Here is a 19918-nt window from a genome sequence, read left to right as displayed (position 1 = left end):
TTAGAATGTACGAACATCAACGAAATGACCAGCAATCGCTGCTGCTGCTGCCATCGCTGGGCTAACCAAGTGGGTACGCCCGCCATTGCCCTGACGACCTTCAAAGTTACGGTTTGAAGTCGAAGCACAGTGCTCGCCTGGTTGCAATTTGTCAGCATTCATTGCCAAACACATTGAGCAACCTGGTTCACGCCATTCAAAGCCTGCTTCAACAAAAATCTTGTCCAAACCTTCCGCTTCGGCTTGCTGTTTCACCAAACCAGAACCCGGTACGATCATGGCTTGCTTAATGCTTGCTGCAACTTTACGGCCTTTGATAACTTCTGCCGCAGCACGAATGTCTTCAATACGTGAGTTGGTACATGAACCAATGAATACGCGATCCAACTGGATATCAGCCAAAGCCTGACCTGCGGTTAAACCCATATATTGATATGCACGTGTCCAGTCTTTGCGCTGTACATCATCTTTCGCCTGTTCTAATGTTGGAACTGCTTGCGATACAGCAACCACCATTTCAGGAGAAGTACCCCAAGAGACTTGTGGCTCAATCTCTTCGCCTTTTAACACGATAACGGTATCAAACTGTGCATCATCATCGGAATGTAAAGTATTCCAGTAAGCCACCGCTTTATCCCAATCTTCACCTTTAGGTGCATACGGGCGGTCTTTCACATATTCAATCGTTTTGTCATCAACAGCGACCATGCCTACGCGTGCACCAGCCTCGATCGCCATGTTACATACAGTCATACGACCTTCAATCGACATGTCACGGAAGACCTGACCACCAAACTCAATCGCATGGCCTGTACCGCCTGCTGTGCCGATTTTTCCGATAATCGCTAACACGACATCTTTTGAGGTCACGCCTTTGCCCAACTGGCCATCGACACGCACCAACATGTTTTTCATTTTCTTTTGAACCAAGCATTGGGTCGCCAATACATGTTCAACTTCTGATGTCCCAATCCCGTGTGCTAAACAACCAAATGCGCCATGAGTTGCTGTATGTGAGTCACCGCAGACGACGGTCATGCCTGGCAAAGTCAAACCTTGCTCTGGCCCAACGACATGCGCAATACCCTGACGGATGTCATTAATGTCAAACTCGACAATGTTAAATGTCTTACAGTTGTCATCTAGGGTTTGTACCTGAATACGAGAAGTATCGTCTTCAATCCCTGCAACACCACGTTCACGTTCTTTTTTTGAGGTTGGTACGTTATGGTCAGGCGTTGCCACATTGGCACTTAAACGCCACGGCTGACGACCTGCAAGTTGTAAACCTTCAAATGCTTGTGGTGAGGTCACTTCATGCAAGAGATGACGGTCGATGTAAATTAAACTCGAACCATCATCGCGTTGCTTCACCAAATGATCATCCCACAACTTGTCATATAATGTCTTGCCTGCCATGTCGACGCGCTCCATTGGACTGGGTAATTAAATCTTCTATTTTCATTATAGGCACTGTTTTACATAAATCTAATTTATCATTTTTATAGATCAACAAACTTTTAGGAATGAATTAATCTCTACTGTTATAACAGTAGCTGCAATCTGAACATTATCAACAATCAACATGTCCATACTGCAAATACAATGTAAATAAATCTGCACTTATTCTCTTTTCATGATGAAAGGTCTACATCCATGAATGCTTTATCGTAAGGCTATAACCGCCCTGCATAGCATAGACAACTGATCAAGCAGCATGCCCCCTACCAAACACGAATAAGGCAGAATATGTCAGATGTACAATCGAACAAGTTTCCTATTTGCCTTGTTTTAGCATACTATAAGTAAAAATATATACGTGGCTTTCTTCTATAATTCTAAAATCATGCTGAAATAAAAATATTTTATATTTTTCTTAAATATAAAACCCCGTGTTCGCTAGGAAATCGTATATGAATCTCGCTGCTTTTGAAGCTTTTATTAAAGTCATGGAAACAGGCTCGATTTCCCTGGCAGCCGATCAGCTATTTATTACCCAACCTGCGGTCACCAAACGTATTCACTGTTTAGAAGAATATTTTGGCGTGACGCTATTTGAATCGGCAGGTCGTGGTATTCAGCCCACACACACTGCGTATGCACTCTTGCCCAAAGTCAAAACCTGGCTGAATGAGCTTGGGGAAATGCACCATACCCTCAGTCATCAGCAAAGCAAAGTACAGGGGCGGCTCAAAATAGGTACTAGCCATCATATTGGACTACACCACTTACCCCATCACTTAAAGCACTATGTGCAACAATACCCAGATGTCACTCTGGATGTGCATTTTGTCGACTCGGAACAGGCACATGAGCAAGTACTCGCAGGCGATCTGGAACTGGCTTTTTTAACCTTGCCACCACAACTGGATGAACGCTTGCATTACCAACCGATCTGGAATGACCCTTTGGTATTTGTAGCAGCGCCCTTTCATCCCTTAGCGCATAAGCCACAGCTCACACTCGAAGATTTAATGAGCTATCCAAGCCTGCTGCCTGCAGCGAAAACCTATACCAGTCAAATTACCCTTGCTGCATTTGAGAAACAAGGCCTTAAACCTAAAGTCAGCATGAGTAACAATCCGTTAGAATCTATCCGCATGCTGGTTTCGATTGGGCTTGGCTGGTCAGTATTGCCACTCACCTTGGTCAATCAGGATTTGCAACGACTCTCTTTGGAGATTGACATGCAGCGCCAGTTGGGTCTCGTCTGGCATCCAGCACGCACGCAATCACGTGCCATGCAGGCACTGATTGAAATGATGCAAAAACCATAATTCTTTTAAATTCCTCCACGTATTTGAGTCATAAATTTATGAAAAACTATCTTTTACTCAAAGCACAAAAAATCATGAAAGTATGCCTTTTCAGCGTGGCGTGTATTTTTCTACTTATTTTAATGTTGATAAAACCGATGCGGGTAGCATTGGCTCACCAGCTCCCATTTTTATCCTGTCAGGGAAATGTCTGTGTCGATGACCCGCAGCAGCAGGAAAAAGCTCAAAAACTATATAATCAGGCAATACAAGAAACACAACGTCAGGTGGGTAACTTTCATTCTCGCCCGACCATGGTGTTTTGTTCTATAGGAGAGTGTGCAGAAACTTTTGGCATGGAAAAGGCTGCCGCCAAAGCTGTCGGGAACTTAGGTACCGTCATTGCTCCACGAGGTTGGCAAGAATTTTATATTGTCCACGAACTGATTCACGACAGACAAGCCGAAGAATGGGGTAACCTTGCCATGCTGACCAAGCCCAAATGGTTAATCGAAGGCATGGCCTATACGTTAAGCAACGATCCACGTCCGAAACTTTCCCCGCCTTTTGAACAATGGCGTATTGAATTTAAAAGCTGGTATCGATATCACCATCAAGATTTATGGCAAGCCAGTAAGCGCATTAAATCAGACTAATATTACTTAATTAATCAGTCTGATCGTAGCTCATTCTCACCTGCTCCAACTCGACTAGACACTCTCTAATTTAGATTGACCAGTCCTGAATTTCCCAAGCCTGCTCTTTCGCAAGTTTTTCCAGACGATCATCTGGGTTAACTGCAATCGCATGGGTGGCATATTCCAGCAAGAAACGGTCATTAATAGAGTCTGAATATGCCCAGGATTCTGTAACTTCCCGACCATCTAACCACTGCGCTAAACGAACCAATTTACCTTGCTGATAACATGCTGTACCTGCGACTTTACCTGTGTACTGCCCGTCTTTAACTTCAGCATTGGTGGCTATAATTTCAGTAATCCCAAACTCATGAAAAATCGGCGCCGTAATAAAGTCACTGGTCGCGGTAATCCCGACAATCGCATGTCCTAAATCTTTATGCTTCTGAATCGCATCAAAGCCTTTTTGACGCATTTGTGGGCGAATGACTTTTTGCATAAACAGCTGATGCAAATCAGTTAAATACTGATTTGAATGTTTGGTCAAAAACTGAAATACAAATTCATTGTATGCAATTGGGTCAAGCTGCCCTGCTTTGTAGTCATCATAAAACTTATCATTCATTTGGCGATGATGCACGGGATCAACCAAGCCTTCATTCACTAAAAACTCACCCCAAGAATGGTCTGAGTCGGTATTTAACAGGGTATGATCAAGATCAAATAAAGCCAATTTCATGGAAATTCTCGTTAAAACTGAAAATTAAAGCAAAAAAATGTAAATCAGTTGCCGCTAATGCAAAGAAATTCGTTAAGATCATAGCAATTTTTAACAATATTCTGAGGTCTTTTTTTGTGTTGGATGCACAAATTTTGCCATCCCCGAAATAAAGACAATAAGATCTAACAAATTTAGGTAGCCAAATGATCGACTCTGAAGGTTTCCGACCCAATGTCGGGATCATTTTGGCAAACGAATATGGACAAGTGTTATGGGCAAAACGCATTGGGCACAATGCATGGCAGTTTCCGCAAGGTGGTATCCAGACTGGAGAATCTCCTGAACAAGCGTTATACCGTGAGCTAAGAGAAGAAGTTGGCTTATTGCCAGAACACGTCCAAATCATTGCGCAAACCAAAGGCTGGTTGCGTTACCGTTTGCCACATCGATACATTCGCGCGGGCACAGACCCTGTATGTATCGGTCAAAAACAGAAATGGTTTTTATTAAAGCTGACTGCATCAGCCCACAATATTCAGTTGGATCTTGCTGACCCACCTGAGTTTGATGAATGGCAATGGGTCAGTTATTGGTATCCATTAGGACAAGTCATCAACTTTAAACGAGATGTTTACCGAAAAGCCATGACTGAATTATGTAGCCAGTTACCCCACTAAAAAATAATTGAAAAAAGAATTTTTTAGTGAATGCTTTTCTCATGGGTGACTGCTATAAATAAAGCAATAATTACTTATTATATAAATTGTTTTGGGAGTATGTAGTTATGTCGAACATGCAATTAGACACGCTCCGACGCATTGTCCAAGAGGTCAATGCAGCCGTGAGTTTGCATGAGTCATTAGACATTATGGTCAATCAGATTTCTGTGGCTATGGATGTCGATGTGTGTTCGATTTATTTACTCGATGAACGTAATCAGCGCTATGTCCTTATGGCAACCAAAGGCTTAAATCCCGAGTCTGTTGGCAGCGTATCATTACAGGTCGGTGAAGGTTTGGTCGGTCTGGTTGGACAACGCGAAGAGATCGTAAACCTTGACAATGCTGCCCAACATGAGCGTTACGCGTATTTCCCCGAAACAGGCGAAGAAATTTATAATTCGTTTTTAGGTGTTCCTGTCATGTATCGCCGCAAGGTGATGGGTGTACTGGTGGTACAAAATGTAGAATCACAGGATTTTAGTGAAGCTGCCGAGTCTTTCTTGGTCACCCTATGCGCGCAGCTTTCAGGCGTAATCGCCCATGCACATGCTGTCGGTAATATTGACGTTTTTCGTAAGCCTAGCAATATTTCCAATTACAAAACCTTCCAAGGTGTCTCAGGTGCAGGCGGTGTGGCTTTAGGTCGTGCCATTATTTTGTATCCTGCGGCAGATTTATCCTCTGTACCTGAGCGTGAAGCTGAGAGCATTCCCGATGAACTCAAGCTCCTTGATCATGCCGTTGCCAATGTTCGCAATGAAATTCAGTCTCTCGATGAAAAAATGCAAGACTCTCTCATGTCGGAAGAACGTGCGCTGTTTAGTGTGTTCTTACGCATGTTGGATGAAAATGCCTTACCTGCCGAAATTAAAGAACTGATTCGCGATGGGAACTGGGCACAAGGTGCTGTCAAAAAAGTCATCGACAAACATATTGCCTTGTTTGCGCAAATGGAAGATGACTATTTGCGTGAACGTGTGTCCGACCTTAAAGACTTGGGACGACGTATTTTAGCTTCATTGCAAGAAGCCGATGCTGGTCATCGTGAACTCAGCTCAGATAGTATTTTAATTGGTGATGAAATCAGTACCGCGGCACTGGTTGAGCTACCAATGGATAAAATCGCTGCAATTGTAACAAGTGAAGGCGCTGCAAATTCACACATGGTCATTGTTGCGCGTGCTTTAGGTATTCCAACTGTTGTCGGTGTCACAGAATTACCGATCAACACCATTGATGATGTCGAGATGATTGTTGACGCTTATCAGGGACGTGTTTTTGTCAATCCGCCACGTCGCCTGCGCCAACGTTATAAAGAAATTCAAAAAGAAGAAGAGCAGATCGCCAAAGATCTCAAGCAATATGAAACCAAAGAGACCATTACGCCTGACGGTGTTCCTGTACGCTTATTTGTCAATACAGGCTTAATGATTGACGTAGTTCGTGGCGTACAGCGTGGTGCCAAAGGTGTCGGGCTATATCGTTCTGAAATTCCATTTATGCTACGTGATCGCTTCCCTGGCGAAGAAGAACAACGGGCCATTTATCGGCAACAGCTCAGCCACTTTGCCAACAAACCTGTCACCATGCGTACCCTCGACATTGGCGCAGATAAAGACCTGCCTTACTTCAGCATAGATGAAGAAAACTCAGCACTGGGCTGGCGTGGGCTGCGTTTTACCCTTGACCATCCTGAAATTTTCTCGGCGCAAATTCGTGCCATGCTCAAAGCCAGTATTGGTTTAAATAACCTGCATATTTTGCTACCAATGGTCACCAGTGTCAGCGAAGTTGAAGAAGTGTTGTACTTACTTGAGCGCGACTGGGTCGCGGTTCAGGAAGAAGAGCAGGTTAAAATCAATAAGCCAAAAATTGGGATTATGGTAGAAGTACCCAGTGTGCTCTTGCAAATTGATGAATTTGCGCCACTGGTTGATTTCTTCTCAGTCGGTTCAAATGATTTGATTCAGTATCTACTCGCTGTTGACCGCAACAACCCACATGTCTCAAGTGTATATTCACATTTCCACCCTGCAATTTTGCGCGCGCTATGCCGCTTGGTGAAAGAGTGTCACAAGTATGAAAAACCAATCAGTATTTGTGGGGAAATGGCGGGAGATCCGTTATCGGCAATTCTGCTGATGGCGATGGGTTTCAATACCTTGTCGATGAGCTCAAGTAATATTTTGCGGGTACGTAAAGCGATTTGTCATGTGCCGATGAGTGATGCACAGGAATTATTAGATCATGTTTTGCAACTGAATAATCCGTTACTGATCAAGAGCTGGCTCGAATATTATTTTAAAAATCATGGTCTAGCAGATATGGTTAAAACCAACCGTCTGGTCAGTGTCTAATTTTTAGCAAAACTGCATGTAACTTTCCATAAAAGAACAAGGGCGATAATCTTCAGAATATCGCCCTTGTTTGTGTTTGCTATAGCCTCGTTTCGCATTTTTCTTTCGATCGACAAACACCTGACTCTGATTGAACTCATGCATATGTTTTGCCACCAGATTATGAATAACTACTTCTGGCTGTTGCTTGCGTTTTGCCATTTAATTTACCTCTATGACTCTACTTTTTTTTGCGCTTTGCGGTCTAAATTTAACACAAATCACCCTGAGTATTGTAAATAATTAAATCTCTACGATATGCCTGAAAAAACTTCAGATGATCCATAAAAAATGCCAGTTATGGTCACTGGCATTTTTTACAAAAAACAATTCAGGCTTATTTTTTCACATCAAAACGATCAGCATTCATGACTTTATTCCACGCTGCAATAAAGTCATGCACAAATTTTTCCTTATTATCGTCCTGTGCATAAACTTCAGCATAAGAACGCAAAATCGAATTTGAACCAAACACCAAATCAACGCGAGTGGCTGTCCATTTGACTGCACCTGTTTTACGATCGCGAATTTCGTACAGGTTTTTGCCTACAGGTTCCCATGTATTTTCCATGTCGGTCAGATTGACAAAGAAGTCATTGCTCAAGACTCCGACACGATCAGTAAATACGCCTTCTTTCGCACCTGCATAGTTGGTTCCAAGCACGCGCATGCCACCGATCAACACCGTCATTTCAGGTGCAGTCAATCCCATCAGCTGAGTACGATCCAGCAACATTTCCTCAGGTTGTACTGCATAGTCCTGTTTCAACCAGTTACGGTAACCATCGTGTTTCGGCTCCAAATCGGCAAAGGAATATTCATCGGTCTGTTCTTGAGTGGCATCACCACGCCCTGGGGTAAATGGCACTTTGACAGCAAAGCCCGCCTCCTGTGCAGCTTTTTCGACCGCCGCAGTACCACCCAAAACAATCAGATCGGCGATACTGACTTTTTTATTCAGGCTCGCCTGAATTTCTTCGAGTTTTGCCAAGACTTTGTGTAATCGTTCAGGCTCATTGCCGACCCAGTCTTTTTGTGGTGACAAACGAATACGTGCCCCGTTTGCACCCCCACGAAAATCAGAACCGCGATAAGTTCGTGCGCTGTCCCATGCGGTATTAATCAGTTCACTGCAGGTTAAACCGCTATTGAGTAATTTAGCTTTTAATTCATCAATTTCTGCTTCGCTTAAAGTGTAATCAACGCTTGGTACAGGATCTTGCCAGATCAAATCTTCTGCAGGGACATCTGCACCCAAATAACGGGATTTAGGCCCCATGTCGCGATGGGTCAATTTAAACCACGCCCGCGCAAAAACTTCCGCAAAATAAGCAGGGTCATGATAAAAGCGTTCCGCGATTTTACGGTATTCAGGATCCATTTTCAGTGCCATGTCGGCATCGGTCATAATCGGATTACGGCGCACATTCGGGTTATGAGCATCTACAGGTTTATCTTCTTCTTTGATATTGATCGGTTCCCACTGGTGTGCACCTGCTGGGCTTTTACGCTGTTCCCAATCATAGGTAAACAGCAAATAGAAATATTCATTGTCCCATTTGGTTGGATGGGTTGTCCAAGCACCTTCTATCCCACTGACCATGGTATTACAGCCATTACCTGTGCCTTCAGGGTTATGCCAACCGAGTCCCTGAAATTCCACGTCAGCAGCTTCAGTATTGGCGCCTAACAATTCAGCCTTACCATTGCCATGGGCTTTACCCACCGTATGCCCGCCTGCGGTTAAAGCCACAGTTTCTTCATCATTCATTGCCATACGGTCAAAGGTAGTGCGCATGTCCTGTGCAGTTTTTAATGGGTCAGGATGGCCATCTACCCCTTCTGGATTGACATAAATCAAGCCCATCTGTACCGCAGCCAATGGATTTTCCAGTGTGGTACGGTCTTGATCATCACCATAACGGTTTTTGGTTGCATCTAGCCATTTACGTTCTTCTCCCCAGTAAATGTCTTTTTCAGGATGCCAGATATCTACACGCCCCCCACCAAAGCCAAAGGTTTTTAGGCCCGCAACTTCATAGGCAACCGTTCCTGCAAGAACAATCAGATCACCCCAGGAAATTTTATTGCCGTATTTTTTCTTGATCGGCCAAAGTAACCGACGACCTTTATCGGTATTGACGTTATCAGGCCAACTATTCAATGGAGCAAAGCGCTGGTTGCCTGTGTTGGCACCACCACGCCCATCCTGCTTGCGATAAGTTCCCGCCAAATGCCATGCGGTACGGACCATCATGCCGATATAACTACCATAATCTGAAGGCCACCAATCCTGACTGCTATTGATTAAATCTCGCAAATCCTGCTTGACTGCTTCAAGATCAAGCTGTGCAAAAGCTGCGGCATAATCAAAATCAGGATCCATCGGATTGGTTTTTTTATCGTGCTGAGAAAGAATGTCTAAATTGAGCGAATTTGGCCACCAATCTGTATTTGAGCTGGCTAATGATGTATTTGCACCATGTGCAAATGGGCACTTCCCTGCTGAAGCTTGTGATTTCTTATCCATTTCTAATCTCCAGATTCAATAACCTAGTTTGATTATTGTTCCAATGTTTTTAGCTATTCTACGTTTATCAAGATAGCGGTTTTTTTATTCCAGCTAAAGCTGATTTAACTAATCAAAACAATCGAAATCTTCTATTTAGGCCAAACAAGTCAAAGGATGAACAAAGCGCACTTTTGCGGGAAACTGAACCCATTGCTTCGTATACAAAAAATGATTTTTCTTATTGAGAGGTCGTCTTACGGCGCCACTACGATCAAGCTAATTTTTTTCGTTGATATAGTTTGTATACACTACTCATACCAACCGTAAAATCATGCGAAACACTGTGCGAAAATCAAAAAAACAGAATAAATACTCAGGCAAAAATGAGATGAAAAACATCCTTCTGCAACATGACACCCTCTTATTTGATACGATTGGCATCATCTGTAATGGCGATGGCTAGGTCGTATTTACATTTGAGAAAAGCGATTGTTATATTTTTGGAACATTAAATTTATGAGCCCTAAAGCACAACTCCAAACCACACAGCGGCTCATCCAGTATAGTCTTGCTGCGCTTTGGATCTATCAAGGTTTGATTCCCAAAATCTTATTTCAATCTGCTGGCGAAATTCAGATCTGGCAGTCTATTGGCTTTGAGCCAACACTCGCGAAAATCTGTGTAGCACTCTCAGGTCTGCTCGAAATTTTGTTTGGTGGTACATTTATGGTGTGGCATAAAAGCCGGATTGTGCATCAGCTCAATATTGCTGGACTTGCTGGATTATTGCTACTGATTACCATGACAGACCCTTCACAACTCAGCAGTGCATTTAACCCCGTAATCATGAATAGTGCCATGATCATTTTGTCCATTGTTGCTCTGCAACTTTTAGATTTAAACCGAACACTAGCCCAAAGCACTAAACCAGCATGCGGCGCCCTTCCTGAATACAATAAAAAGGATTCATGAGTTTGGAAGAATGTTTAATCGTATATTCCAAATGAGCTTCAGGCTCATCGCGCTGTTCATCGGTGAGCTGAAAAGTGCGGTAGTGAATCGCCAAAGAACGCTGCGCATGCAAATCACCATGCGCCTTTAACGCATCTTGTGGGTTCATATGCATATAATGCAAAACATGGCGAGGTTCATACGCCCCTATTGGCAATAAAGCGATACGCGGCGCGCCATAACGAGCATAGATCTGTTTAAAATGTCCTGCATAGCCTGTATCTCCTGCAAAAAAACAATACTGCTTACGCAACTTTAAACAAAATCCTCCCCACAAAGCACGATTCTGATCACGCAAACCACGCCCCGAGCCATGCTGGGCAGGCGTGTAAACAATCTCAAAATCATCCAGTTGCACCGACTGCCACCAGTCAAGTTCAATCACATGAAAAGATTTTGGCAAATACCAAGCATTGCCCAGTCCAGTGTAAATCGGCATATTAAAACGTTTATGCAGCCAATTTAGCGTGGCTAAATCCATATGGTCATAATGATTATGACTCAACAATACCGCGTGAATATGCGGTAATTGCTCCAAAGCAATTCCAGCAGGGCAAACCCGACGTGGCCCAGAACCTTGTTTGGGGCTAGCAAACTCAGCCCAAACGGGATCTGTCAGGAAATTATACGGGCCTATTTGAATCAGCACCGTCGCATGCCCAACAAACCAGACTTTCCACTGGTTCATATCTGCATTGGGTTGGTCATGTGGCAACTCACGCGTAGCCGAGCTGAATTGTTGAAATTCATGATCACGGTCAACATTCCAAGTCGATGCACGGCGCGTCGCTAGCCATTTGAATAGACTAAACTTTATTCCTTGTGGCTGTGGTGTTTGATTATGAAATTGTCCTGCATGAAACTGCGGTGACTCAAAATCCAGCTTCGGCTGCAAGAAAGTATGCGGCCAACAATTTTGAGTTGGCAATTCATAGTGCAATGCTGTTGTTCTATCCATAAGGCTTACAATATAAAAAATGAATCTGTTTGCTGTGCCACATTGTCAATATATCCTCTCCCCGATACAGAGGAAACAGGTTTGAGAGAATTGTTGAAAATTTATTCTGCCCTAGATCATATACAGGGTTTAAATCAATTTTTCTTTTTATTTTTGTATTGTTTTCTACATTTCAAACGCAGCGCTTTCGATTATACTGCTAGGCCATAGACAAAAGTGCTTGAGAATTGGATTGGTTAATGGAACTACGCCATCTTCGATATTTTATTACCGTTGCAGAAGAACTTAATTTTAGTAAAGCGGCATTGAAACTGTACACAGCCCAGCCCTCATTAAGCCAGCAAATCAAAGACTTAGAAGATGAAATTGGTGTCAAACTTCTCAATCGTACCAAACGTAAAGTCGAACTCACCGAAGAAGGTGCAATCTTTCTGGAACAGGCGCGTTTAACCATTGCTCAGGCAGAAAAAGCCGTTCGACTGGCACGTGAAGCGCATTTGTCCAAACAGCAGATTTTAAAAATTGGTTTCATTACCACGGCTGAAGTTCGGGTTTTTCCTAAAATCTTGCCCAATTTGCGTATGCTCTACCCAAATATTAAAGTCGATTTACAGATTCTCAATGGGAATGACCAGTATCGGGCTTTAAAAAAAGGCGATCTGGATATCGTGTTCTCTCGTCAGTCTTTTGATGATCCCGAGATTGCAAACTTTGTCGTTTTACAAGATACACTGGCACTATTTTTAGCAAAGCAACATCCACTGGCAGCACTGGAAACCATTCCATTACAGGCGCTCAATGATGTGAACTTGATTATGTCCAAAGCCAGTGCCTACGGCATCATGAATCAGGCCATTTTAGCATTTTTCAAACAGCACAATATTCAACCGCATATTGAAGAAAAAACTGAAAATATGGTGGAAAATATTGCCGAGATTGAACAGGGAATGAGTTGCTCAATCTTGCCACAATATCTTGACCCATTTATCAAGCTCGATCACATTGCAGTCCGTCAACTCGAATGTGATTTACCAACACTTGACCTGTATGTCAGTCACCGCAAACATAATAACAATGCGGCTGTTGAGAAGTTCCTCTCGGTTCTTGCCCAGCAATTTGACTTGCCAATGAATTAAAAAAATGGGCTAAAGTCAAATTTAGCCCATTTTTCCCTTTTCTTTAAACTCGTGCCTTTAGTTTGTGGCTGAATCTGCTGATGCTTCACCCATAAGTGCCAAAAAATTTTGATAACTTGACCTTTGTTTTACGCTGTCTAAATAACGCGTGATTGATGGATGAGATTGCAACGTCCCGATTTTTAATTGCCAAAATAGCGATGCAGCAACCAGAATATCCGCTGTAGTAAACTGTGAACCACATAAAAATGGCGCTGCTTCATCCAAACCCTGAATCAGTGCATGATAAGCATCTTGATCATCACCATAACCCACAAACATTTTCTGTTCTGGCTGGATGTGTACACCTCGCATTTGATCGACAGTTAAAGATTCCCACGGGCCAGATATAAAAAACAACCAGCGGTAATACACGCCTCGTTTTGAATCATTTAACGTAGGAGCCAATTGTTTTTCTGCAAATTTATCAGTCAAATAGGCACAGATAGCACCAAGCTCATAGATCACGACAGTATCATCCACCAGTGTCGGGACTTTACCAAATGGATTGATTTTTAAATACTCAGGCGCTTTCATGGTGGTGTTATAGGCAAGCTCTATACGCTCATATTCAACACCCAGTTCCAAGAATAACCACTCAACCACGACACCACGTGATTGCTGATTGGTATACAGTTTAAGTGCCATTTCTATTTTTCCTTGTTTATTGGTCTTATTTAAATATAGAGTACGAGATTGTCAGTTTCTGTCAGTAGTCGAATCACGTTTTTCCTGTTCCCACCATTGACGGAATAGCTGCTGTTTAAACTGTGGATAGACATCCTGACTCAAAACTAACTGCCGCACACGATCAACCCTAAAATTACGAAACGCTTGTCGCAGTTCACACCAAGCAGCAATCACAATTTTGTCGTTAAAATACCCCATCGCAAATGGCCATAAAGTTCTGATACTTTCGTTTTTTTGCTCGTCGATATACTTTACCGAAATCTTGACTTGCTGCCGAATTGCCATCCGAATTTGTTCTAATATTTGCATATCGACAGGTAACCACACATTAAAGGCCCTTAATGTTGTTTGCTCCATAAAATGCTGTCGATGTTTGGGCAATACCGCATCTAATTTCGCTAAAACCGCATTTGAAGCCAATTGTAATGATTGATCGGGTACGCTCTTCAACCAATACAACGCAAGAAAAATAGCTTCAATTTCTGTCTCATCCAACGTCATGGGCGGTAATAAAAAATCTTCTTTTAATTGAAAGCCCAGCCCTGCGGCAGCTTCAATGCGTACACCTTGCGCTCTTAAAGTTTCAATATCACGATACACACTACGCACGCTAATCTGTAAGTGTTCCGCAAGAGTTTGCGCAGTGACAGGGTGACGATATTCTCTTAAGCGCTGTAAAAGGTTCAGCAAACGAATGGAACGACTCATAATTTTCCTATTGTTATTATGAATAATGAGGAATCACCGTTCCTCATTATCTATGAAATCACTTCAATTTTTTAAACATTGCAAAACAATACTTTGCTAGGCGAAATCCACCAAATAATGATGCAAAGCCGTGACATCATCGGCAATCATTAACGGTTTATATTGTTGTAATACATCTACCGAATGCACCCCATAACTGACACCGACACGTGGCATTTCGATATTTTGCGCCATCTGCAAATCATAGCTTGAATCTCCAACCATAATCGCTTGTTCAGGAGCAACGCCTGTATAGGATAAAATTTCCTGTAGCATTTGAGGATGTGGCTTAGACTGCGTCTCACTGGCAGCACGGGTAATATCGAACAAGTCCTGACTCTGGGTTTTTGCCAAAACCCGATCTAAACCACGACGACTTTTCCCTGTTGCGACTGCCAGTTTAAAGCCACGCTGTTTCAAATCATGCAGCATGTCACCGACCCCATCAAACCACTGATCATCTTGCGAATGTGCCACATAGTGTTCTGCATAACTGTCCAGAATCGCAGAATGCAATTCGGGTACATCAGGAAACAGGGTTTGCATGACCTCAGGTAATCCCAAGCCAATAATGCTTTTTGCAGCATCATCACTTAAAGGTTGCTGGTGCTGCTGAGCCGCAAACTGCAAACTTGCCACAATTTGCCCAACCGAATTAAATAATGTGCCGTCCCAATCAAAAATTACCAATTGTTTTTGCACATTAAGCTCCTTTCGCCAGTTCTTTAAGCAATTGCTGCATATCTTCAGGCAATTCAGCTTCGATCACAGGGTAATTTGGAATTTCTAATCGCATGGCATGTAGACACAAACGGCGTGCTTCAGGGCCATTATAAGGCGTGGTATGCCCGTATTTATCGTCTCCAACCAACGGGTGCCCAATGCTCTGACCATGAACACGAATCTGGTGAGTACGTCCGGATAATGGCGATGCATGTACCAGAGTCGCCTGTTTAAAACGCTGTGCCACTTTCCATATGGTTTTGCTTGGTTTGCCTTCTTTTGAAACTCTCACACGGCGCTCGCCATTGGCAAGTTCATAACGTAGCAACGGCGCATCAATCAGTTGCTGATCGAGACTGACTTGTCCTTTGACAATCGCAGCATAAGTTTTTTGAATTTTATGCTCACGTAATAAATCCTGTAAATGCTTCAACGTGCTACGTTTTTTACTAATCATCACCAAACCTGAAGTATCACGGTCAATACGATGAATCAACTCCAGATATTTTTTACCTGTTGCCGCGCGTAAAGCCTCAATCAGTCCATACGCCACGCCACTACCACCGTGCACCGCAATCCCTGAAGGTTTGTTCACGACCAATAAACCTTCATCTTCATAGACCACACGGCTAAGCAGACTTTGTGCAACACTATCACTGACAGGAACATCACTTTCTTGTTTTTGTTCATAGCGAATCGGTGCAACTCGAACTTGATCACCAATTTCCAGGCGGGTTTCAGCTTTAATACGTTTTTTATTGACCCGAACCTGACCTTCACGGATTAAACGGTAAATACGGCTTTTCGGCACACCTTTGAGTCGTGTAAATAAAAAATTGTCAACACGTTGCCCTGCTTGATGCTCAGTTACCTCAAACCAGGTCACACTTTGCCATTCTTGGTTGGTATTCATACAACTCGTTGAACCTTAAAATACTAGAATATGATTGAAAAATGATCGAATAAACTATTCTTTTCACAATAAACTTAAGCTTAGCCCATAGGCAGATGCCACAAGGTTTGATATAGTCAGCGCACGGATACCGCCGTAAGTGAGTAAAATTGTCTACCATTTCAAAATAATGAAAGGTAGATCTCAGCTGAAACTCGGAAAGGTCCCAAAAGAATATGCCGCGCCGAAGGCTTATTATATCGGCAAAATTGTAGGCTGTTGCGTTAATTTGTACTTTATGCACGCAAAACAGCCTACCCCAAAAAATATGTCGCTAGTCTAGGCTAGTTATTAAACGTAAACTGAAACACATCAGACAAGTCTCCTGATGTCAAACTCAGGTCTCAACGTTCGATGTATTGGATCTGTATGGCATGGCACGGATACGATGAACATTCCGTATACCAAGTGTTCCAAAACACCACCTGCTGCATACAGATAAAGTTTTACATCCAATACACCGTCTGAGAACCCGTGAATCTTCAGGTGATTTTAGTCGATTAAGGATTAATGCGGTTTTGCATATTTATATGAATGAATCAGACACCAACCCTTAAGTTGGCATAAGCGAGTGCGTATGAACTCTACGCAACTCTTAAGATTCTTCATTATAAATATGCCACCGCAACAGACTTGTCGTTGTGCTTCAACGATTAGGTATTACACCCATGAAACGTATGTTGATCAATGCGACACATGCCGAAGAAGTTCGTGTTGCACTCATCACTGGTCATCGTTTGTACGATTTTGACCTCGAAAACCGCACCCGTGAACAAAAAAAATCAAATATCTATAAAGGTCATGTCACCCGCGTAGAACCATCGCTCGAAGCTGTATTTGTTGAATACGGTGCAGGCCGTCAAGGTTTCCTGTCTATGCGCGAAATCGCACGCAGTTACCTCAATAGTGACCCGCGCGAAAACAACAACATCCGAGAACTGATCAGCGAAGGGACTGAACTTTTAGTCCAAGTAGAAAAAGAAGAACGTGGCAACAAAGGTGCTGCTCTTTCCACCTATATTTCACTGGCAGGTCGTTATTTGGTTCTTATGCCAAACAACCCAAAAGGTGGTGGCATTAGCCGTCAAATTTCAGGTTCTGTGCGTGAAGAGCTTAAAGAAAGACTAGCTTCACTCAATGTACCGCGTGGCATGAGTGTAATTGTGCGTACTGCTGGTATTGGCCGTAGCCAAGAAGAATTGCAACTGGACTTACAACACTTGTTGGATCTTTGGGCGCAAATTCAAAACACTGCCAACTCTGGCCCATCACCAATGTTAGTCCATCAAGAAGCGGGTGTTGTGACCCGTGCGATTCGTGATTACTTACGCGATGATGTTGCAGAAATTTTAATTGATAGTGAACAAGCATTTAACGAAGCATATAACTTTGTTAAAGCAGTTATGCCACGTCAACTCGATAAGTTAAAAACTTATACCTTAAATGAACCATTATTCGCACACTTCGGTATCGAAAGCCAAATTCAAACCGCTTACGAACGTGAAGTGAAGTTACCGTCTGGTGGTTCGATTGTGATTGACCAAACTGAAGCTTTGGTGTCTATCGACATTAACTCAGCCAAATCAACTCGCGGTCACGATGTTGAAGAAACCGCATTAAATACCAACGTTGAAGCGGCTGAAGAAATTGCACGTCAGTTACGCCTGCGTGATATTGGCGGCCTAGTGGTCATTGACTTCATCGATATGACCAAAGATCGCAACCAGCGTGTGGTTGAAGCAAAACTCCGTGAAGCGACTCAAAGCGATCGCGCGCGTATCCAGTTTGGTCAGTTGTCACGTTTTGGCTTAATGGAAATGAGCCGCCAGCGTTTACGCCCATCTTTAGAAGAAGCGACTGGTTACGTTTGTCCACGCTGTCACGGTACAGGTATGGTACGTGACTTACGCTCTCTTTCACTCTCTATCATGCGTAAAATTGAAGAGATTGCATTACGTGAGCGCCATGGTGAAGTTCAGGTTGAAGTGCCTGTCGAAATTGCAGCATTCTTGCTCAATGAAAAACGCCATAGTCTTGTTTATCTTGAACAGACTTCAAATGTGCGCGTTACCGTATTGCCTCATCCGCATTTAGAAACACCACATTATGAAATTCAGTACAATCCAGAAGGCTTTGCACCGACTAGCTACGAGCGTACTGAAGCGACCCGCTCAAGTGAAAAAGAACTGGGTTATGAATCTTCTGACTGGCATTTGGAAGATGAACATACTGCGCCAGCTCAAGCAATTGAAAGCAAAAAGCACACAGCAGCTGTTCAGAATATTGCCGAAGTTGTGCAACAACCTGCACCCGTTGTACAGAAAAACCAACAAGTCAATAGCCCATGTGCATGGCTAGAAAACCTGTTTGTTCAAAAACAGGCTCACACGACTGATCAATCACGCTCTGCAAATAATGCCGCAGCAGCAATTGAACAGATGGTCAATAATGGCGCCGTTAGCCGTGGTCAATTTGGTCAAATACAGGCTACTCCTGTAACCACAATCACAGAGCCAGCAACTGCAGTCGTTACACCGACCAACAACAATGCTTATCTTTCATCATCTTCTGTGGTTTCAACAAATAAACCAGAAAAACGTGAATTCATCGAGAAAGAAGAGAAAGCACCTCGCAGTAATAACAATAATAAAAAGCAACGTAACAAGCATAAAGAACCTCGTGAACAGCAAGTTGCTGATCAGAACCTGAATCAAAATCAGGTTCATGAAGAAGTTGTACAGTTGTCACGTCAGGAAATGCGCGACCTAAAACGTCAACAAAAACGTCAGCAACAAGAGCAGAATTTTACTGAACAAAATACCAGTGAAGCTGCTCCTGTTCCGCGTCGTGACCGTAACCAACCACGCCCACAACGTCCAAATCGCCACCGCGATACAAGCGTTTTGAACGTTGAACCAGCAACCGTAAATAGCACCCCTGCTGTAGCCACTACGACGCCAACTGAAGTTAAAGTCAATCTTGTTGATGTGCCTCGCACACAAGAAACAGCAACTGCTTTACTGGTTAATGTTGAACAGGAAACACGTGAAATTGTGGCACTGCATGCCCAACAAGCACGACCAGCACCTGCCCAAAAGGCAGCAGTTGTTGCTGTATCTGAACAACCTGCACCTGTTCAAGAGGCTCAAGTAGAGCAACCTGTAGCTGCTGTAGCCAATGTTGTTACTTCTGAAGAAAAAGTGCTTGAAAGCAAGCCGACTGCTCCAGCAGAAGTAAAACGTGCCAGCAATGACCCGCGTATGCGCCGTCGCCAACAACGTGAAGCAAAAGCCAACGTTGCGCCTACAATCAAGCTCAACCCAAGCCAAGTTCCGACATTGGCTCAGTACAACGTAGGCAGCTTGATTCGTCAGGTGTACGGTGAAGATTGTACGGTGCTGATTGAACAGTTTGGTCTTGTACCAACTTTCAACCGTGCGTTGCTCAAATTTACTGAACAATATGTCAGTAGTTTAGCTGAGCAACAACCTACCCAAGCAGAAGCTGAGAAAAAACCTGTTACTCGTGATGTTGAATTACCAAGTAAGGTGACTTCTGAAGCTGAGCCTGTAGACGTTCTGCCGCTGATTCCACCAAAAGCACCACAAGTTCGTGTTGCCAATGATCCACGTGAGCGTCGCCGTTTGGCAAAACAAGCCGCAGAACTGGCAAAAGTTCAGCATTTGCAAGAACAGCCAGAAGTTACTGCTAGCGTTACAGTTGAGGCTGTTGAACCTACAGTGATCGAAGCAGCAGTCGCTGTTGTAGAGACGCCAGTAGCTGTAGAAGAAACCGTTGAAACAGCCACCGCTGCTCCAGCAAACGAAGTGGCTCAAGAAGAAACTACCGTAACAACGGCTGAGGTTGAAGCTGTTGAAGCTGTTGAAGCTGTTGAAGCTGTTGAAGCTGTTGAAGCT

The 19918-nt window shown here is 43.3% G+C and carries 16 protein-coding genes; 7 read left to right on the top strand and 9 right to left on the bottom strand.

Features of this window, described 5'->3' with window-relative positions; genetic code table 11:
• Positions 1-1419, bottom strand: a complete 1419-nt coding sequence (gene leuC, locus P255_RS01310) for a 3-isopropylmalate dehydratase large subunit (protein ID WP_004899262.1) — start codon at positions 1417-1419, stop codon at positions 1-3.
• Between the two features lie 494 nt (positions 1420-1913).
• Between leuC and P255_RS01305 the strand changes: the two genes are divergently transcribed.
• Positions 1914-2777, top strand: a complete 864-nt coding sequence (locus tag P255_RS01305) for a LysR family transcriptional regulator (protein ID WP_004899260.1) — start codon at positions 1914-1916, stop codon at positions 2775-2777.
• Positions 2778-2815: 38 nt separating this feature from the next.
• The gene (locus tag P255_RS01300) at positions 2816-3412 is read left to right on the top strand and encodes a hypothetical protein (protein ID WP_004899258.1); all 597 of its coding nucleotides are present in this window, start codon (positions 2816-2818) and stop codon (positions 3410-3412) included.
• A gap of 70 nt (positions 3413-3482) precedes the next feature.
• Here the strand turns inward: P255_RS01300 and P255_RS01295 are convergent, their stop codons facing one another.
• Positions 3483-4133 (bottom strand): HAD family hydrolase, encoded by a 651-nt coding sequence (locus tag P255_RS01295; protein ID WP_004899256.1) that lies wholly within the window; start codon positions 4131-4133, stop codon positions 3483-3485.
• 185 nt (positions 4134-4318) lie between these two features.
• On the opposite strand from P255_RS01295, the gene P255_RS01290 reads away from it, so the two are divergent.
• Both P255_RS01290 and ptsP read left to right on the top strand, forming a co-directional pair.
• Positions 4319-4792 carry an RNA pyrophosphohydrolase gene (locus P255_RS01290; protein ID WP_004754341.1) on the top strand — a complete coding sequence of 158 codons (474 nt, stop codon included), beginning with the start codon at positions 4319-4321 and terminating at the stop codon, positions 4790-4792.
• A gap of 107 nt (positions 4793-4899) precedes the next feature.
• Entirely contained in the window at positions 4900-7194 is a 2295-nt protein-coding gene (gene ptsP, locus P255_RS01285) for a phosphoenolpyruvate--protein phosphotransferase (protein WP_004899251.1), read from the top strand.
• Between the two features lie 3 nt (positions 7195-7197).
• Here the strand turns inward: ptsP and P255_RS01280 are convergent, their stop codons facing one another.
• Positions 7198-7395, bottom strand: a complete 198-nt coding sequence (locus tag P255_RS01280; RefSeq protein ID WP_004899249.1) for a DUF7230 family protein — start codon at positions 7393-7395, stop codon at positions 7198-7200.
• 175 nt (positions 7396-7570) lie between these two features.
• Entirely contained in the window at positions 7571-9763 is a 2193-nt protein-coding gene (gene katG, locus P255_RS01275) for a catalase/peroxidase HPI (RefSeq protein ID WP_004899244.1), read from the bottom strand.
• A 498-nt stretch (positions 9764-10261) separates the two neighbouring features.
• Here katG and P255_RS01270 point away from each other — a divergent pair, with 498 nt between their 5' ends.
• Positions 10262-10717: a DoxX-like family protein gene (locus P255_RS01270; protein ID WP_004899242.1), complete on the top strand. Its 456-nt coding sequence runs from the start codon at positions 10262-10264 to the stop codon at positions 10715-10717.
• On the opposite strand, the gene P255_RS01265 is transcribed toward P255_RS01270, so the two are convergent.
• A complete protein-coding gene (locus P255_RS01265) occupies positions 10668-11714 on the bottom strand; it encodes an MBL fold metallo-hydrolase (RefSeq protein WP_004899240.1) in 1047 nt (348 codons plus the stop codon). The two genes, P255_RS01270 and P255_RS01265, sit on opposite strands and share 50 nt — an antisense overlap.
• A gap of 239 nt (positions 11715-11953) precedes the next feature.
• Between P255_RS01265 and P255_RS01260 the strand changes: the two genes are divergently transcribed.
• Positions 11954-12850, top strand: coding sequence for a LysR substrate-binding domain-containing protein (locus P255_RS01260; RefSeq protein WP_004899236.1), 897 nt, complete (start codon positions 11954-11956; stop codon positions 12848-12850).
• A 57-nt stretch (positions 12851-12907) separates the two neighbouring features.
• Here the strand turns inward: P255_RS01260 and P255_RS01255 are convergent, their stop codons facing one another.
• From P255_RS01255 to P255_RS01240, 4 genes are all read right to left on the bottom strand, one after another.
• Positions 12908-13537: a glutathione S-transferase family protein gene (locus P255_RS01255; RefSeq protein ID WP_004899233.1), complete on the bottom strand. Its 630-nt coding sequence runs from the start codon at positions 13535-13537 to the stop codon at positions 12908-12910.
• A 51-nt stretch (positions 13538-13588) separates the two neighbouring features.
• Entirely contained in the window at positions 13589-14287 is a 699-nt protein-coding gene (locus tag P255_RS01250; RefSeq protein ID WP_004899231.1) for a helix-turn-helix transcriptional regulator, read from the bottom strand.
• Between the two features lie 96 nt (positions 14288-14383).
• On the bottom strand, positions 14384-15028 hold the full coding sequence (locus P255_RS01245; RefSeq protein WP_004899230.1) for an HAD-IA family hydrolase: 645 nt from the start codon (positions 15026-15028) through the stop codon (positions 14384-14386).
• Position 15029: 1 nt separating this feature from the next.
• On the bottom strand, positions 15030-15962 hold the full coding sequence (locus P255_RS01240; RefSeq protein WP_004899229.1) for an RluA family pseudouridine synthase: 933 nt from the start codon (positions 15960-15962) through the stop codon (positions 15030-15032).
• Between the two features lie 707 nt (positions 15963-16669).
• Here P255_RS01240 and P255_RS01235 point away from each other — a divergent pair.
• A partial coding sequence (locus P255_RS01235; RefSeq protein ID WP_004899228.1) for an Rne/Rng family ribonuclease occupies positions 16670-19918 on the top strand: 3249 nt, incomplete at its 3' end.

The sequence above is a fragment of the Acinetobacter brisouii CIP 110357 genome (genome assembly GCF_000488275.1).
GTDB classification, from domain to species: Bacteria; Pseudomonadota; Gammaproteobacteria; order Pseudomonadales; family Moraxellaceae; genus Acinetobacter; species Acinetobacter brisouii.
This window is presented reverse-complemented; position numbering and strand designations above follow the sequence as displayed.